Annotated in this window: 11 protein-coding genes; 3 read left to right on the top strand and 8 right to left on the bottom strand. The window is 63.9% G+C overall.

The genetic code is table 11. The annotated features are described in order from the left end of the window. Nucleotides 1-63: 63 nt before the first annotated feature. On the bottom strand, nucleotides 64-2,913 hold the full coding sequence (locus GC121_RS14530; protein ID WP_151975397.1) for a pitrilysin family protein: 2,850 nt from the start codon (nucleotides 2,911-2,913) through the stop codon (nucleotides 64-66). Nucleotides 2,914-3,124: 211 nt separating this feature from the next. Here GC121_RS14530 and GC121_RS14525 point away from each other — a divergent pair, with 211 nt between their 5' ends. Then, on the top strand, nucleotides 3,125-4,120 hold the full coding sequence (locus GC121_RS14525) for a hypothetical protein (RefSeq protein ID WP_151975396.1): 996 nt from the start codon (nucleotides 3,125-3,127) through the stop codon (nucleotides 4,118-4,120). Between the two features lie 2 nt (nucleotides 4,121-4,122). Here GC121_RS14525 and purC read toward each other — a convergent pair whose 3' ends face one another. From purC to GC121_RS14490, 7 genes are all read right to left on the bottom strand, one after another. After that, nucleotides 4,123-4,932 carry a phosphoribosylaminoimidazolesuccinocarboxamide synthase gene (gene purC, locus GC121_RS14520; RefSeq protein ID WP_151975395.1) on the bottom strand — a complete coding sequence of 270 codons (810 nt, stop codon included), beginning with the start codon at nucleotides 4,930-4,932 and terminating at the stop codon, nucleotides 4,123-4,125. Nucleotides 4,933-5,079: 147 nt separating this feature from the next. After that, nucleotides 5,080-5,727 (bottom strand): hypothetical protein, encoded by a 648-nt coding sequence (locus GC121_RS14515; RefSeq protein WP_151975394.1) that lies wholly within the window; start codon nucleotides 5,725-5,727, stop codon nucleotides 5,080-5,082. Nucleotides 5,728-5,855: 128 nt separating this feature from the next. Further along, the gene (locus GC121_RS14510; RefSeq protein WP_151975393.1) at nucleotides 5,856-6,377 is read right to left on the bottom strand and encodes a hypothetical protein; all 522 of its coding nucleotides are present in this window, start codon (nucleotides 6,375-6,377) and stop codon (nucleotides 5,856-5,858) included. Nucleotides 6,378-6,501: 124 nt separating this feature from the next. Continuing rightward, nucleotides 6,502-9,120, bottom strand: a complete 2,619-nt coding sequence (locus tag GC121_RS14505) for a DEAD/DEAH box helicase family protein (RefSeq protein ID WP_151975392.1) — start codon at nucleotides 9,118-9,120, stop codon at nucleotides 6,502-6,504. 25 nt (nucleotides 9,121-9,145) lie between these two features. Beyond that, the gene (locus GC121_RS14500) at nucleotides 9,146-10,348 is read right to left on the bottom strand and encodes an NAD(P)/FAD-dependent oxidoreductase (protein WP_151975391.1); all 1,203 of its coding nucleotides are present in this window, start codon (nucleotides 10,346-10,348) and stop codon (nucleotides 9,146-9,148) included. A gap of 41 nt (nucleotides 10,349-10,389) precedes the next feature. Continuing rightward, nucleotides 10,390-11,523, bottom strand: a complete 1,134-nt coding sequence (locus tag GC121_RS14495) for a diguanylate cyclase (protein ID WP_151975390.1) — start codon at nucleotides 11,521-11,523, stop codon at nucleotides 10,390-10,392. A gap of 49 nt (nucleotides 11,524-11,572) precedes the next feature. After that, nucleotides 11,573-12,889 (bottom strand): APC family permease, encoded by a 1,317-nt coding sequence (locus GC121_RS14490; protein ID WP_151975389.1) that lies wholly within the window; start codon nucleotides 12,887-12,889, stop codon nucleotides 11,573-11,575. A gap of 77 nt (nucleotides 12,890-12,966) precedes the next feature. Here GC121_RS14490 and uvrC point away from each other — a divergent pair, with 77 nt between their 5' ends. After that, nucleotides 12,967-14,952 carry an excinuclease ABC subunit UvrC gene (gene uvrC, locus GC121_RS14485; RefSeq protein WP_151975388.1) on the top strand — a complete coding sequence of 662 codons (1,986 nt, stop codon included), beginning with the start codon at nucleotides 12,967-12,969 and terminating at the stop codon, nucleotides 14,950-14,952. After that, nucleotides 14,927-15,433, top strand: a complete 507-nt coding sequence (locus GC121_RS14480; protein ID WP_151975387.1) for an energy transducer TonB — start codon at nucleotides 14,927-14,929, stop codon at nucleotides 15,431-15,433. Before uvrC ends, GC121_RS14480 begins: the two co-directional genes overlap by 26 nt. Nucleotides 15,434-15,440 lie beyond the last annotated feature (7 nt).

Genomic DNA, 15,440 nt, shown 5'->3' with positions numbered 1-15,440 from the left:
CTCGTGAGAGGTTTCAAAGTAAGTGCAGTCCTTCGACAAGCTCAGGACAAGCGGTAGAGATTCTTACTCCCCGCTTTCCCCCGCATCTTCCACCAGCACCCGCGCATCGGCGCGGCGCTCGGGCACCAGATAGCGTTGCGCCATCGCCTGGATTTCTTCCGGCGTGATGCTCATCAGCACATCGAGCTGGGTGCGCACCCGGTCGAGCCGGTCGGCCTCGCTCTGCGCGTCGCTGACCACGCCCATCCAGTAGCCGTTGTTCTCCCGCGCCTGCCGGATGTTCTCGATCACCGGCTGGCGCGCGCGCAGCAAGAAGTCTTCGCTCACCGGTTCATCGCGCAACTCGCCCGCGAGGCGGTGGATCAGGGCGAGCACATCACCCGCCAGCGCGGGGTCGATCACGGCCGCCATGCTGATCGTGCCGAAATCGTCAAACGTGCTGCTGGTCGATCCGCTGACGAGCGGGCTGTACGTGGCGGCGACTTCCTCGCGCAGGGTTTCGATACCCTTCAGCCGCAGCACGCCGACCAGCAGGCTGTGCGTCACCGCCTCGCGGTAATCGCCATCATCGGTGGTGCGCCAGATGCTGCCGACCAGCGCCTGGTCGGCCTGCCCGGTATGCGTAAAGTCGGCCACCGTATCATCGGACAGATCGTTGAAGGCAAGCACACGCTGTTCGGCGCGCTCGGCAAATTCGGCGTTGCGGGCGGGCAGGGCGCCAAAGCTCTGCGCCACCGCCGCAATCGCCGCATCGGGATCGATATCGCCGACAATGCCGATTTCAATCGCGCCGCTTTCCGCCGCTGCCTGTACGGCTGCCAGCAGCGCCTCGCGATCCACCGCGTCCAATTCCTCGCGGGTGGGGAAGGCGGTGTAGGGGCTGTCGGCGATCATCGCATCCGAGTTAAAGCCAAAGATCGAGGCGGGCTGCGAGAGGAGCGAGTTCCATACCTGCTCGATCACCGCGTTGAAGCGCGCATCGGCTTCGGGGCGCAGGCCCAGATCGGTGAGGAAGGCCGCGCTCACCTTCATCTGCAATTCGAGGTCGTCAGGCGTGGTGACGCCGCCGGTGCTGAACCGGTCGCTGCCCGCGCCGATACCGGTCGAAATCTGCCGCCCGGCAGTCACTTCCTGCAAATCATCCGCGCTATGCGCCTGCGTGCCGCCGACATCGGAGGCGATTTGCAGATAGATGCCCGCAGCGGTAGCGTTGGTGTCGCCCAGCGCGAAGCTGCCGCCATCCATATTGACGCTGAAGCGCACGCGGCCGGGTTCGAAATCGGTCTGCTTGATGTTCAGGCGGACATTGTTGGCGAACACCACTGTGCGGATGCCCAGATCCTCGATAAACGTGTCTGACACCACCGCGCCCGGCGTGCCCCAATCGTCATAGGCGAAGATCACCGCGTCGGCGTCTTCCGGCGGAGCGACCGCAACCTGCGTACTTTCGTTGAAGACCGCGGCGACCGCCTCGTTGCCGCCGAACTCCTGCTTCGCGGTGACGCGCACCAGCGGCGCGCCTTCGCTCCACGCTTCGCGGAAGGTCGCGTTGACCGCGTCCAGCGTCAATTGCGGGCGCATTTGGCGGAACAGCTCCAGCCGGTAGGCGGGGGTGGTGATGAAATCATTCTCGGTGGCCGCGCCCACCAGCGCCATCGCCAGCTGCGCATTTTGCCGCGCATCGGCCTGATCGGCGGCGCGTTCATAGCCCGCTTCGGTTTGCGTCAGCGCATAATCGAGCTCGGCCTGGGTGAAGCCGTGTTCCAGCGCGCGGCGCAGTTCCTGCTCGCCAATGGCAAGGCCTTGCTGCCATGCCCCGTCGCGCGTGCTGATGCTGAGCGAGGTGTAATCGGCCACGCCTTCATCGCTGCCCACGCCGAAGCCGCCGCCCGAAATCGGGCTGTCGGGCTGGTTGGCGATGCGCTGGATGCGACGGTTAAACATGATGCCCGCCAGCCCGCGCAGCTGGCCTTCGGTGCGTTCTGCCACAGTGTCCGCCGGATCGGTGTAGGGGCGCAGCTGGAAAATCGCGATGCCTTCGCCGATGGCCGGATCGACAAAGGTGTCGAACTGCGTTGCGCGGTCGAAATCGACATCGCCAAGCGGCGGCGTGGTGCCCGCTTCGCCAACGCCCTGCCAATCGGAAAAGCGCGCGATAATATCCGCTTCGATGGCAGCCACATCAACGTCACCGACCACGACCAGCGTCGCGTTTTCGGGGCGGTAGAAGCGCTGGTAGAGGCTGCGGAACATTTCCGGCGTGGCGGCGCGCACGGTTTCGTCGGTGCCGATGGGGAAGCGGCTGACATAGCGGGTGCCGGGGATGCGGAAATCGAACAGGTCGCGGAAGTTGCGCAGGCCCGCGCTGTCGCGCACGCGGCGTTCGCTTACGATAATCTCGCGCTCGCGCTCCACCGCTTCGGGGGTGAAGAGCATTTCGCTCGCCGTCTCGCGCATCAGGAACAGCGCGGTATCGACGCCTTCCTCATTCGCATTGGGAATGTCGAGCATATACACCGTCTCTTCGAAGCTGGTGTAGGCATTGGTGTCCGCCCCGAAGGCCGCGCCGAGGCGTTCGAGCAGCGGGATCATCTCGCCTTCGGGCACATTGGTGGTGCCGTTGAAGGCCATGTGTTCGATAAAGTGCGCAAGCCCCTGTTCCGCCTCGCTTTCGGCGAGCGAGCCGAAGTCGAAATGCATCCGGAACGAGGCCGCGCCATCGGGCACGTCATTCGCGCGGATGGCATAGCGCATACCGTTTTCCAGCACGCCATAGGTGATGGTGTCATCCTCCACCACATCGGTTGCTTCGGTGCCCCATTCCTGCTGCGCGAGCGCGGGGCTGGCGAGCCCAAGCGTCAAGGCAAGCGCGGCGGTGGAAATGCTGGCACGAAGCGCGCGGCGGATGGTCATGGGGGAAAGTCCTCTCGAATGGCGGTCACGGCTGCGGCGCGCGTGGATGCACGACGCCTTTGTTGCGCAGGACTATGCAGACCCGAACCCTGCCATGCAACAGCACAAAGGTCGGCATTCGGTGCCAGAGTGGCTGTTTTTCCGGTCTTTCCCATCCGGTAGCGGGAATGCCGCTTGGCGTTCATCGGGGAGCAAGGTTAGGAGGCGTGAGATGACACCTGTGATACGTCCCGCACTCCTTGCTGCAGCCGTTCTGGCGCTCCCCGCTCCGGCGATGGCGGAGGAAATGTGTACGATGGCGATCTCGACAGAGATTTTCCTCGAACATGGGGATCCCTATGAGCGCGGCATAGACGAGGCCGAGCGGGCGCGCCGCATGGTGCATTACCGCGAATGGCTGCGCGCCTATCCGGCGCAGGAAAGGGCCAGATGGGCAGAGAATGCAGCCGAATGGCGCGGTTATGAGCCGTTCCGGCAGGCGCAATTGCTCGTCAGCAGCCTGATGCCCAATCCGGCGCCTGTGAGTTACCACGTATGCAGCTATACCGGCCCCTATCCCTTGGGTTCGGACAGGCTGTATCAACAGTTGCAGCAGCATATCGACAACGCTCCGCCCCTTACGCCCCCACCCGTCGCGGATTACAGCGAAGGGGTCATCGTGGTGTCTGCGTCCCCCATTTTGCGCGACACCTTTGCGCAGGACTACGCCACCGTCGCAGGCCGGTGCGATGCGGAGACGCGCGATTTCGTGGCAGCAGAGCTGTTGCGAAACGCGGGCATTGGCGCGGTTAGCGAGGTGCTGGGTGGCATAGTCGAGCGTGGCTATATCCCGCATGGCGCGTTCCAGCTCTCCCGCAGTTCATTGCTTCTGTTCGATGCCTCTGGCGAATACCGGCTGGCCTTGGGCGGATCGCGCGATCCCGACCTCATCTGGCCACCGCAACAGCACGACCTTTTGCGCGAGGCGCAGGAGCAATTGGCGGCGGAGCAATGGCGGAGTCTGGAGGCGTTGCTGCAAAGCGATGGACTGGCCACAAGCGTCATCGCGGAAATCGAAAACGCCCTGGCCACTCGTTATGACGCGGGCGCGCCGTTTGACGGATATTGCCCGAATACCGCAGCGGAGATGCGCGCTTTGGTGGAAGAAGCGCTCGCTGATCGCCGCCTGCAATCAGGCCCGTGGGTCGTGGAATTGCTGGGCGGCTAACCCTACTTCTTCGGCTTCGGCGGGGCTGAGCGTAGGCGGGAGCGGTGTGCGCTCATATCCAGCACGTCGCCGGGGCCGCTTTCGTCTTCCTTTTGCAGCAGGCCGAGGCGCCGGGCGACTTCTTGGTACGCCTCTTCTTCCCCGCCCAGATCGCGGCGGAAGCGGTCTTTGTCGAGCTTTTCGCCGGTGTTGAAGTCCCACAGGCGGCAATTGTCGGGGCTGATTTCGTCGGCGAGGATCACGCGGCTGTAATCGCCATCGTAGATGCGCCCGAATTCCAGCTTGAAATCGACCAGACGGATATCGATCGCGGCGAACATTCCGCACATGAAATCATTGATGCGGATCGCCATCGCGGCGATATCCTGCATCTCTTCATGGCTCGCCCAGTTGAAGGCGGCGATGTGCTCCTCGGCCACGAGCGGATCGCCCAGCTCATCCGACTTCAGGTAATATTCGATCAGCGTGTGCGGCAGCATCTCGCCCTCGGCAATTCCGAGCCGCTTCGAAATCGAGCCCGCCGCGACATTGCGCACCACCACTTCCAAAGGAATGATTTCCACCTGCCGCACCAATTGCTCGCGCATATTCAGGCGGCGGATGAAATGGGTGGGGATGCCGATGTGGGAGAGGCGGGTGAAAACGTGCTCGCTAATGCGGTTGTTGATCACGCCCTTGCCGTTGATCGTGCCGCGCTTTTCGGCGTTGAAAGCGGTCGCATCGTCCTTGAAATACTGGATGATCGTGCCCGGTTCCGGCCCTTCATACAGGATTTTGGCCTTGCCTTCATAGATTTGGCGACGGCGGGACATGGGCGAAACCTTTCAAGCGGATGGGAAGCACGCTTCCCGAAAAATACGGCGCCCCGGCGGAGCGGAGCGTGAAGCTGCGCACGGGCCGGGGCGTGTTCTGATGGCTATACAGCAGGCGGCGGGGAAGGGCAATTGCGGGCGGAACGCCTACGGCAAGTTCACCTCGACCCAATTGTACCACATTTCACCATCCCATTGCCGCTTGTGAATTGCCGTCACTTCTTTGTCGAATGCATCTAGCTTCTTGGCGAATTGCGTTCCTGACGCATCTCCCGAAATCTCCGAATAGAGCATCAGATAACCCTGCGCTGCGGTCGAAGCGAGTTCAAAGGTTGACGGCACGACGCTCGTCACGCTTCGGAGTATAGCGGCACCACCGAGCATCACCGTGCGCGAATACTTCTCCGTATCGGCGATGTTCGAATTCATGACACGTTCTATGCGGCCCATTTCCTTGCCGACCTCGATCAATGCTCCCGCGAAGGCAAGTTTTCCGCTGTGCTTTTCAAAACCGTCGCGCAACGGCTTGGTTACATTGAAGACTGTGCGCATCCGCTTGTTGACGACCATGCCGCGAAGGTTGCCTGATCGGTTCATCACAGGCTCGAACGCCGCCCAGTTGAATCGCCGGAAAGCGCGGGATGCGCTGGAATTGGCGACAAAACTGCCGGTTTTCCCAACGTAATCGACAACCTTGTGGGCGGTCTCGGCCCTTTCGGCCAATTCAACGATCATCAACTGCTCCCCCTTGGGAGAGGGCGGCTGGGCGACGCACATATTCGGAACACTGGCCATTTTCGCGGTATCCCCCCGTTGCGAAAGCTGCGCGGGGAATAGAACGCATTCGCAGGCCGTTGGCAAGAAAAAGGGCGCGGCGGTTGCCCGTCGCGCCCCTCTTGGACAATGCCTGATGGCCGGTTGGCTCAGTCAGCCGGCGGAACGTCTTCGACGGTGGCATAGAGGCCCTGGCCGACCAGACCTTCGCGCACGTCTTCAGCGACTTCGGCGTTAAATTCCGAAACGGTGGAGATCACTTCGCCTTCTTCGTCCAGCAGCAGCGCGGGTTCGCCCGAACCGGCGCGCGCCATGCGGATGTAGACCGGGCGCGGAGCGAGGAAGTTCGATGCGCCGTTGCTGGCATCCACCACACCGCCGATAATGCCGCCTGCAATCAGGTTACCGGCCGCGCTGCCGCCGGTGCGGCTTTGCATATAAATCGTCACCGGTTCATATCCGGCGGCTGTGAAGGTCACCATGGTATCATTGCCACGGCGCATTTCGAATGTGCACGGAGCGGTACAGGTGCGGCCGTCAAGGATTTCGACCCCGGCACCTTCCGGCTCGGACACGAATTCGACGGGCATATTCACGCCGTTGAGAACAGTTGCGCAGCCCGACAGGCTGACAGAAGCGATAGCAATCGCGGTTGCGACCTTGAAATTCATTTTGGTTGACCCCTGCAAAGTTGGTTCGCGGTGTATCTGATACAATTCGCGACCGGGCAATCCGGAAAATGCACGGTCACACAAAATGTCGCTGTGATACAATTTCCGCAGCGTTCCGCCCGAGTTACAACCACATACTGCGCCGCTCGACCGGGCGGCGCAGGCCTGCCGCCAGCGATTTGGCGCGGGCGCGCAGCAGCACGCGCCGGCCGTGTTTGGAGCGCACGAAAACCAGCCGCGCAGCGCCGATGCGGTGCGTCCATAGCGCCAGAAAGTCCTCCGCATCCTCCTTCCGCTTGGCCAGCGCCTGCGGCACGGTGTGGTAATCGATACGGTGGAAGCCCAATGCCTTGTCCTCGCGCTTCAAGATGTAGCGCGGGTTCTCCACCGGCCCGAGCAGTTCGGCAAAGGCCCCGACAAAGGCGTGCCCATCAGCGCGGGTGCCGCCTTCGATAGTGACCGCGCGCTTGCCCTTCAGGCTCTCCTCGACGCGGATCGTGTAGGCGCTCGCCGGACGCGACAGCGCGCCCACCCGCGCCAGCCCTTCCACCAGCACTTCGGCCACTTGCCGCAGCCGCCGCTCCAGCGTGCCGTTGCGCAGCCAGAGCCGTGCCGAATTCCACAGGCCGGGCAGGGCGTAGAGCATTCCCGCCCCGCCGCCGATGGCCGCGACTGTGCCGAGGTCGGTAAGCCCGCGCACGCTCAGCCCCGCCGTCATCACCGCGCCGCCAACGCTGGCGAGGACGGTGGATTGGAGCGTGCCGCGCAGATACACGCTGGCGCTGCCGGTATCGCCGCTCACCTCGGCGACCTCGCGCGTTTGCGCCCGCGCAGTGCCTGCACCCAGGGATCGCCGCCAGCTCTCCGCGGTGATGCGCCGGACATAGGCGCGGCGCAGCGTGTCTTCGTTGAGCGTGGCGGCGGGCTGCGCCAGATCGAGCCCGATCCTCGCAATCCCATTCTCGATCACCGCGCTGCCATCCTCGGCAATCCCGTCAAACATCGAGAACCGCCGCTCCAGCCGCGTCACATCGCCGCCATGGCCTTCCAGCGCGGTGGGATCACGGGTGGCAAGGTGCCAGATATTCGCCACCTTGTCGGGCCGCGCAGGATCGGTGCGGATCGCCCGCCCGCGCATCTGGTTGGACAGCATAAAGCTCGCCGCATTGCTCGCCAGCACCAGCGCGTTCAAGGCGGGCGCATCCCAGCCTTCGCCGAGCAGCGCCTGCGTGCCGATAAGGATGCGGATATGCCCCTGCTCGACCAGCCGGGTGATAAGCGCGACGCGGCCCCGGTCTGCCGCCGACGCGAAGTCGAGTTTGCAATATCCCGGTGCGCCTTTGAGCGGGGTGAAGGTAAGATCATCGCACGGAATGCGCAGCGCCTGCGCCGCCTCCGCGCACACGCCCCGCGCGCTGTCAGGCACGATCACCAGCGTTCCGGTGAGCACACCCAGCGGCGCATCGATGCCTGCCCGGCGCAGCGTCTCGAAGATCGGCACCACGCCCAGCTTGGCAGGCGCGAAGGGCGCATCGGGTGAAGCGGGCAATTCGGCAGCGCGCACATGGTCGGACAGCACCGCCATCCGCAGCACGTCTCCTAACGCCGCGCTCTCGCAGCGGGCAATCGCGGTGATCGAGGCGAGCTTGCCCGTGCTGCCCGCCAGCACCCGCGCCAGATCGACGCTTTCGGAAAAATCCACCCGCTTGTTGCTGACCAGCCCGCCCGCCGAGAGCGCGCGCTTCCACGCTTCCTTGCGCGCATCCTCCAGCCGCCATGGGCCGATATTGCGGTGGAGCAGACATTCGAGCATCGGTTCCAGCCAGAAATGGTTGAACTCGGGCACCGGCTCCCCCTTCACGCCGAGCAGCACCAGCGGCTCTTCGGGCAGCGCCTCGGCGCCCTCGCGCGCGGCGAGATAGAAGAGCATGGCGGAGAGGTGCTCGGGCGCTTCGAGGATGGCTTCCTCGTGCCGGAACGGTTCGGCGATAAAGGGGTGGCTGCGGATGATCGCGGGCAGCGCCGCGTCGGCCATCACCTCGTCCATCAGCGCAAACACCGCCGCGCGCCGCCGCATCAGCACCGGCACCAGATCGCCCTCGGCATCGGAGACGTGGACGAAATCCTGATGCGGGGCGAGATCGCCATTGCGCACCAATTCGGGCACGCCGATTTCGGTGTCGATCGGGCCGCACAATTGCTCGTACCGCGCCCATTCGCCGCCGCTCGCATCATAGGGCGGGGTGGCGGTGAGCGCGACGATGACGAGATCGGGCAGCACATCGCGCAAGGCGAACAGCGCGTTCCACCACTCGCGCCGCAAATGGTGGCACTCGTCAAGAATGAGCGTGGCGGGGCCAAGTGCAGCCAGCTCCGCAAAGGGCGCGTTGCGGCTCCATGCGGCGTGGAGCGCCTGATAGGTGCCCAGCGTCATGCTGCCTGGCGCGGTGAGATCGCGCGAGATTTCCGCCCGGTGGTCGCCCAGCTTGGGGAGGAAGAGCGGCACCAGCCGGTCCTGCCACTGGTTGCGGATCGTCAGGCTGGGGGAGAGCACGATGGCGGGTCGCCCCAACCGCCGCATCGCCTCCAGCCCCAGCACCGTCTTCCCGCTGCCCGGCGCGGCGACGATATGCAGGCGGCCATCATCGAGCAGCCCGTCCATCTCCGCCAGCACCCGCGCCTGATAATCGCGCCACGTTCCCGAAAAAAGCATGGCGGCAAGGAGCGGGGGCGGGGTGGTCATAGGGGAGGAGTGCTAGCGGGTTGTGTCAGAATTCCAAGCCCTTGCTGCGCGCCCCCAAAGCTTCCCCGCAGGCAAAGCCGCTCGCCCAGGCCCATTGGAAGTTGTAGCCGCCGAGCCAGCCGGTCACGTCCACCGCCTCGCCGATGGCGTAGAGGCCGGGGACGTTCTTTGCCTCCATCGTTTGCGAGCTGAGTTCGGCGGTCGAAATCCCGCCCGCGGTGACTTCGGCCTTGGCGAAACCCTCGCTGCCATTGGGGTGGAAGCGCCAGCTGCGCAGCCGTTCCTCCGCCGCGCGCAAGGCCTTGTCGGGCACGTTTCCGAGATCACCGCTAATGCCAAGCTGGTCGGCAAGGACAGCCGCCAGACGATCGGGCAAGTGGCGGGCAAGGATCGTGCGAAGATGCAGCGAAGGCTCGGCGCGCTTCACATCGGTCAGCCAGCCTTGCGGGGCATCGGGCAGGAAGCGGATATTGACCGGCTCGCCATGCCGCCAATAGCTAGATGCCTGCAGAATAGCGGGGCCGGAGAGACCTTTGTGCGTGAACAGCGCCGCCTCGCGGAAGGTGGTCTTGCTGGCGGTCGCTTCGACTTCGGCGGAGACGCCGGAAAGCTCGCGGAACAGAACCTCCTCGCCGCCGAGGGTCAGCGGGACAAGCGCGGGGCGCGGTTCGACGACTTTGAGCCCGAACTGGCGGGCGAGGCGGTAAGCAAAATCGCTCGCGCCCATTTTGGGGATGCTCGGCCCGCCAGTGGCGATCACCAGTGCGGGCGCGGTGAAGTGGTCATATTGCGTGGTGACGGTGAACTGGCCGTTGTCATGGCCAATGCCCGATACTTCCTCGTTACAGCGGATGGTGACGGTGCCGGGGCCGGTGGCGCATTCCTCCAGCAGCATATCGACGATCTGCCGCGCGGAACCGTCGCAGAACAATTGGCCGAGCGTCTTTTCATGCCAAGCGATGTCATGCTTCTCCACCAAGGCAATGAAATCACGCGGTTTGTAGCGGCTCAACGCGCTCTTGGCGAAATGCGGATTGGCGGAAAGATAATTGGCTGGCCCTGCGCCCAGATTGGTGAAATTGCACCGTCCGCCGCCCGAAATCAGGATCTTTTTGCCAACCTTCTCAGCGGCTTCGAGCACCAGCACATTGGCCCCGCGCTGGCCCGCAATCGCCGCACAAAACAGGCCCGCCGCGCCGCCGCCGAGGATGATCGCATCATATTGCATGGCCCAGCGCGTTAGGCGGAATCCGCCCCTGCGTCCAAGCCTTAAGCAGCCTGCACCTTGTCCGCCGGTTCGGCCAGCAGCACGCGGTTGCGGCCCGCCTCCTTGGCGCGGTAGAGCGCATCATCCGCCGCCGCCAGCGCGGTGCGGGGGTCGGCAAAGGCGAAGACATCGGCCAATCCGCCCGAAAAGGTCACTTGCCCGAACGGCTGTTTGGTACGGCGGTTGACGAGCTTGCGCGCGGCCATCTTTTCGCGCGCCGAGTCGAGGATATTCAATGCCTTGCCAGCTGTTGCACCGCGCAGCAGTAGCACGAATTCCTCGCCCCCGTGGCGCGCAACATGGCATTTCTCGCCGGAGATTTCCGCCAGCAAATCGGCCACCGCGCAAATCACCCGGTCACCCGCATCATGGCCATGCGTGTCGTTCACGACCTTGAAGTGGTCGATATCGCAGAAGGCGACGCAAAGCGGTTCGATCGCTGCCTGCGCCGCGCGATATTCCTCTTCCAGCACAGCTTCAAAGGCGCGGCGATTGGGCAGGCCGGTGAGGAAATCGACCTCCGCATCGCGGCGCGCGCGGGCGAGGTTGTGGCGCAGCGTATCCGCCTCCTCCTCCGCCGCGCGCAGCTCCTGCTCCGCCTTGCGCGAGCGTTCGAGCATGGCGCGGGCATAGTCGGCGAGGCTGACGATAACGTCGTCGGTATCGGGCGCGGCGGCCAGCGCATCGACGTGCTCGGCCAGCGCTTGGCCATAGCTGGTGGTCGCGCTGCGGGCGTTTTGCGTGCTGCGGGAGAACTGGTCGATGCCCTGTTCGAGCTGCTCGGTCAGGCGCGAGATCGCTTCGTCATCCACCACTCCGTCGCTGGCGGTGGCTTGGTCGAGCCAGTCCTGCGTGATCGCTTCCCCGCTTTCGATACGCCGGAAGATGCGCCGTTCGAGCCCCGGATTGAAACCGGCAAAAGCGCTATGCGCGGCGGCGAGGTTTTGGGCGGAAATCTCCAACCCGTTATCGAGCAGGAAGGCGCAGATCCGGTCTAGCAGGAAGGCCCGCGCATGGCGCACCGGGTCGCTATAGCGGCGACCCGTCACCGGCCCGGCATCGTCGCGCCCGAAGCCGAGCCATTTGAGCAAGCCTCCGTGGGCTGCGTGCGCCGATGCTGGGTGTTCCTGTGTCATGCGGCAAAGGACGACCGCAAGGGCGGGGAATTCAGATAGGGGCGAGTGCCTAGGTCGCCGGTTCCTTTTGTGCGGCGAGGAAGTAGAGCACCGTGCCGAGTGCAATGATCGCCAAGAAGATCAAGACCGGGTCTGCGATGAACTCGCCGGTGTTTTGCATTTGTTGGATATTCTCGATTGATTGCGGGAAAAAGGGCCATGCGACGAAGACGCACAGGGCAATTGCGAGTGCCGCGACGACAGCATGAATTGGGCTACGCTCATTCTCGCGCCATTCAAGAATTGGTAAGGCAGCAGCGGAAATGATGTAAGTGACCAGCCGGATGAGCGTTCCAGCGACCGCAAGAACAGTGAAATCTTCCCACATTCCGAACAGGATCGAGGCGACGCCGGTGAACAAAATCGCGTTGCCCGGCGTCCCGTATTTCTCCGACACGCCGAGGAACCACTTGGGCAGCATCCCGCGCTGCGCCATGCCGTAAACGAGGCGCGGCTGGGTAGTGGAGCCGTTGAAATTGTTCGCCGCAATGCTGACGGCGGCGGCAACCACAATGGCAATCGCGCCGATATCGCCCATGGTTTCCAGCGCCGCTCCGGCGAGCGCATTGTCTTCATTGGGCACATCGGGTGCGATGGCGAGATAGGCCCAGATCACCGCCATATAGAGCGCGGTCACAGCCGCCACCATGGTGACAATGGCGAGCGGAATATCGCGGCGCGGTTCCTTCATTTCGCCTGCGGGTTCGGTCACCGCTTCAAACCCCATAAAGGCGTAGAAGGTGAGCAGCACCACCGTCTCCACATCGCTGAATTCGGGAATGGCAAAGCCGATGCCCGGATTGCCCGCGAACAGCGCGGAGAACACCAGCAGCACCAACGGCAGCACCTTGATGACGGTCATCACCCCGAGCATCCCGACTGCGCGGCGCATCCCGATGTAATTGACATAAGTGATGATCGCCAGAATGGTGGCAATCGCGCCCATTTCGACCACCGGATCGGAAAGGATCGGGAACAGCGCGGCGAGATAGGCGACCATCACGCTCGTATTCGCCGCCGCCGTCACAATCGCGCTGGCATAGCGCGCCCAGCCTGCCTGAAAGCCGACGAAACGCCCGAAGGCCGCCTCGCCATACAGCACCGGCCCGCCGCTATTGTCGAACCGGCGCGCCAGCCAGGCGTAGCACAGCGCGAGCGGCATAAAGGCGATCCCGCCCGCCAGCATCAGCCACGGGGCGAAGCTGCCCACTCCGGCGGCCAGAACGGCGGGCAGGGCGAAAATGCCTGCACCGATCATGCCGTTGACGGGGAAAAGCGCAGTGCCCCAAAAGCCCACCGTGCGCTGCGGTGCTACCAGTTTGTCCATGGGCGGCAGAGGTGCCCGTCTTTTCACACGCTTGCAAGCGATTGAGAAACGCGGCGCACCCGCCTATCTCTGCGCCCATGTCGCGCACGCCAGCAGGTTCTCCGCCCGATCCCCGGGGCAAGGAGCGGTTCAACGAGGAACGCGCGGCCTACACGGTGAAAGGCAGCGCAGAGAAGGGCGCGCAGCCCGATCTGGAAGCGGGCGTGAATGCGATCCGCAACGTCGTCGCCACGCTGAAGCCCAAGCCCGGCGTGTACCGGATGCTCGATGCGCGGGGCGATGTGCTCTACGTCGGCAAGGCCCGCAGCCTGAAGGCGCGGGTGGCGAACTACACGCAGATCAAGGGGCTGACCAACCGCTTGCAGCGCATGGTTTCGCAGACCCGCGCGATGGAGATCGTCACCACCAATTCGGAGGCCGAGGCGCTGCTGCTCGAAGCGCAGTTCATCAAGCGGTTCCGCCCGCCTTACAACGTGCTGCTGCGCGACGATAAGAGCTTCCCCTTCATCCTGCTACGCGAAGGGCATGACTATCCGCGCATCATGAAGCATCGCGGGGCGCGGAAGGCGAAAGGCGCCTATTACGGGCCGTTTGCCAGCGCGGGCAGCGTCAACACGACGATCAATGCGCTGCAGAAGCTGTTCCTGCTCCGATCCTGTACTGACACGTTTTTCGAACGGCGCGACCGGCCCTGCCTGCTGTATCAAATCAAACGCTGTTCCGCGCCCTGTGTCGGGCGGATCGACAAGCAGGGCTATGACGCGCTGATCCGCGAAGCGAAGGATTTTCTTGGCGGCAAATCGGGGGCGGTGCAGGCGCGGATCGAGGCGCAGATGCTGGAGGCGGCAGAGACGCTCGATTTCGAAACGGCGGCGCTGCTGCGCGACCGTTTGCGCGCGGCGACCTTTATCCAAGGCTCGCAGGCTGTGAATGCCAGCGGTGTCGGCGACGCGGATGTTTTCGCGCTGGCGGCGAAGGGCGGGCAGATCGCGATACAGGGCTTTTTCGTGCGCGGCGGGCAGAATTGGGGGCACCGCGCCTTCTTTCCCACGCGCACGCAAGATGTGGAGAAGGAGGAAGTCTTCGCCCGCGTCCTCGCGCAGTTTTACGAGGAAGTCCCGCCACCACCGGTCATTCTGGTCGACCGCGAACTGCCCGAGGCGGCTTTGCTGGAGGAGGCGTTCGGTGCGCTAGCGGAGCGCAAGGTCAGCCTCTCCGTCCCCCAGCGCGGCGAGCGGCGCAGGCTGATGCAGCAGGCAGCGCGCAACGCGGTTGAGGCGCTTGACCGGCGGCTCGCCGAAAGCGGGACGCAGGCGAAGATCATGCGCGAGATGGCGGAGTTTCTGGAACTGCCCGAAGTGCCCGCGCGGATCGAGGTCTACGACAACTCGCATATCCAGGGCGCGAAGGCGGTGGGCGCGATGGTAGTGGCAGGGCCGGAAGGCTTCGTGAAGAACCAGTATCGCAAATTCAACATCAAGACCGCGCAGACCAATGACGATTTCGGCATGATGCGCGAAGTGATGGAACGCCGGTTCCGGGCTTTGGCGGAGTCCGGGCGCGAGGATTTGGGTGAGGGCGCTCAGGCTGGCAAGGGCCACGAAGCGATCTGGCCCGATCTCGTGCTGATCGATGGCGGCAAGGGGCAAATGTCCGCTGTGCGCGATACGCTGGCGGAGATGGGGATCGAAGATGTGCCGCTGATCGCCATCGCCAAAGGCCCGCATCACGGGCGCGAGGGGCGCGAAGTGTTCCACTTCCCCGACGGGCGCGAGAAGACGCTGCCGGTCAATTCGCCCGTGCTGTTCTACCTCCAGCGCCTGCGCGATGAAGTCCACCGCTACGTTATCGGCGCGCACAGGGCGAAGCGCAGCAAGTCAATTACCGCTTCGCCTCTGGACGAGATACCCGGCATCGGCCCGGCGCGTAAACGTGCGTTATTGCTGCATTTCGGCACAGCGAGTAAAGTGCGCGCGGCGGCGCTTGACGATCTGAAGCGCGTGCCCGGCGTCAGCGAAAGCGTGGCGCAGACGGTTTATGACTTTTACCATGCGGGAGGGTGATGTGTTGCGTGCAGTCTGGATCGCTAAGGGATTCTTATCCGCCGCAGCGGGCTTGCTCGCCCCAGCAATAATCGCGTCGCCTGCGCTGGCTCAGGAAGAAAAGGATCGGGTAGCGCCTACAGAGGCGCGGGAGCCTGCTCCAACCTATACAACTATCGAGCCGATTCCGTCATCTCAAGCCGATGAGTCGACCATGGCATCGCCGCTGGATACGCAGAGTCTGGCGACGCGGATTATCGGTAGCTACCCCTCCCAAGCGATGAGGGCTGGCCAAGAGGGAACGGTGGGTGTGCAAGTGACCATCTCGACGACCGGGAGCGTAACGCGGTGCGTTGTGACGAGCAGCAGTGGCTACCCGATTCTCGACGCTGCAGCCTGTGATGTCATGGAACGCCATGCCGTGTTTGCACCGGCACGAAACAGAGCCGGCGACCCGGTCGAAGGTCTATTTTCTACATCGGTGACTTACGCGTTAGACTGAGCAATAG

The organism is Erythrobacter sp. EC-HK427, assembly GCF_902498745.1.
In the GTDB taxonomy this organism is placed as follows: Bacteria; Pseudomonadota; Alphaproteobacteria; order Sphingomonadales; family Sphingomonadaceae; genus Alteraurantiacibacter.
Note: the sequence above shows the minus strand (reverse complement) of the source record. Positions and strands in the feature narration are given on the sequence as shown.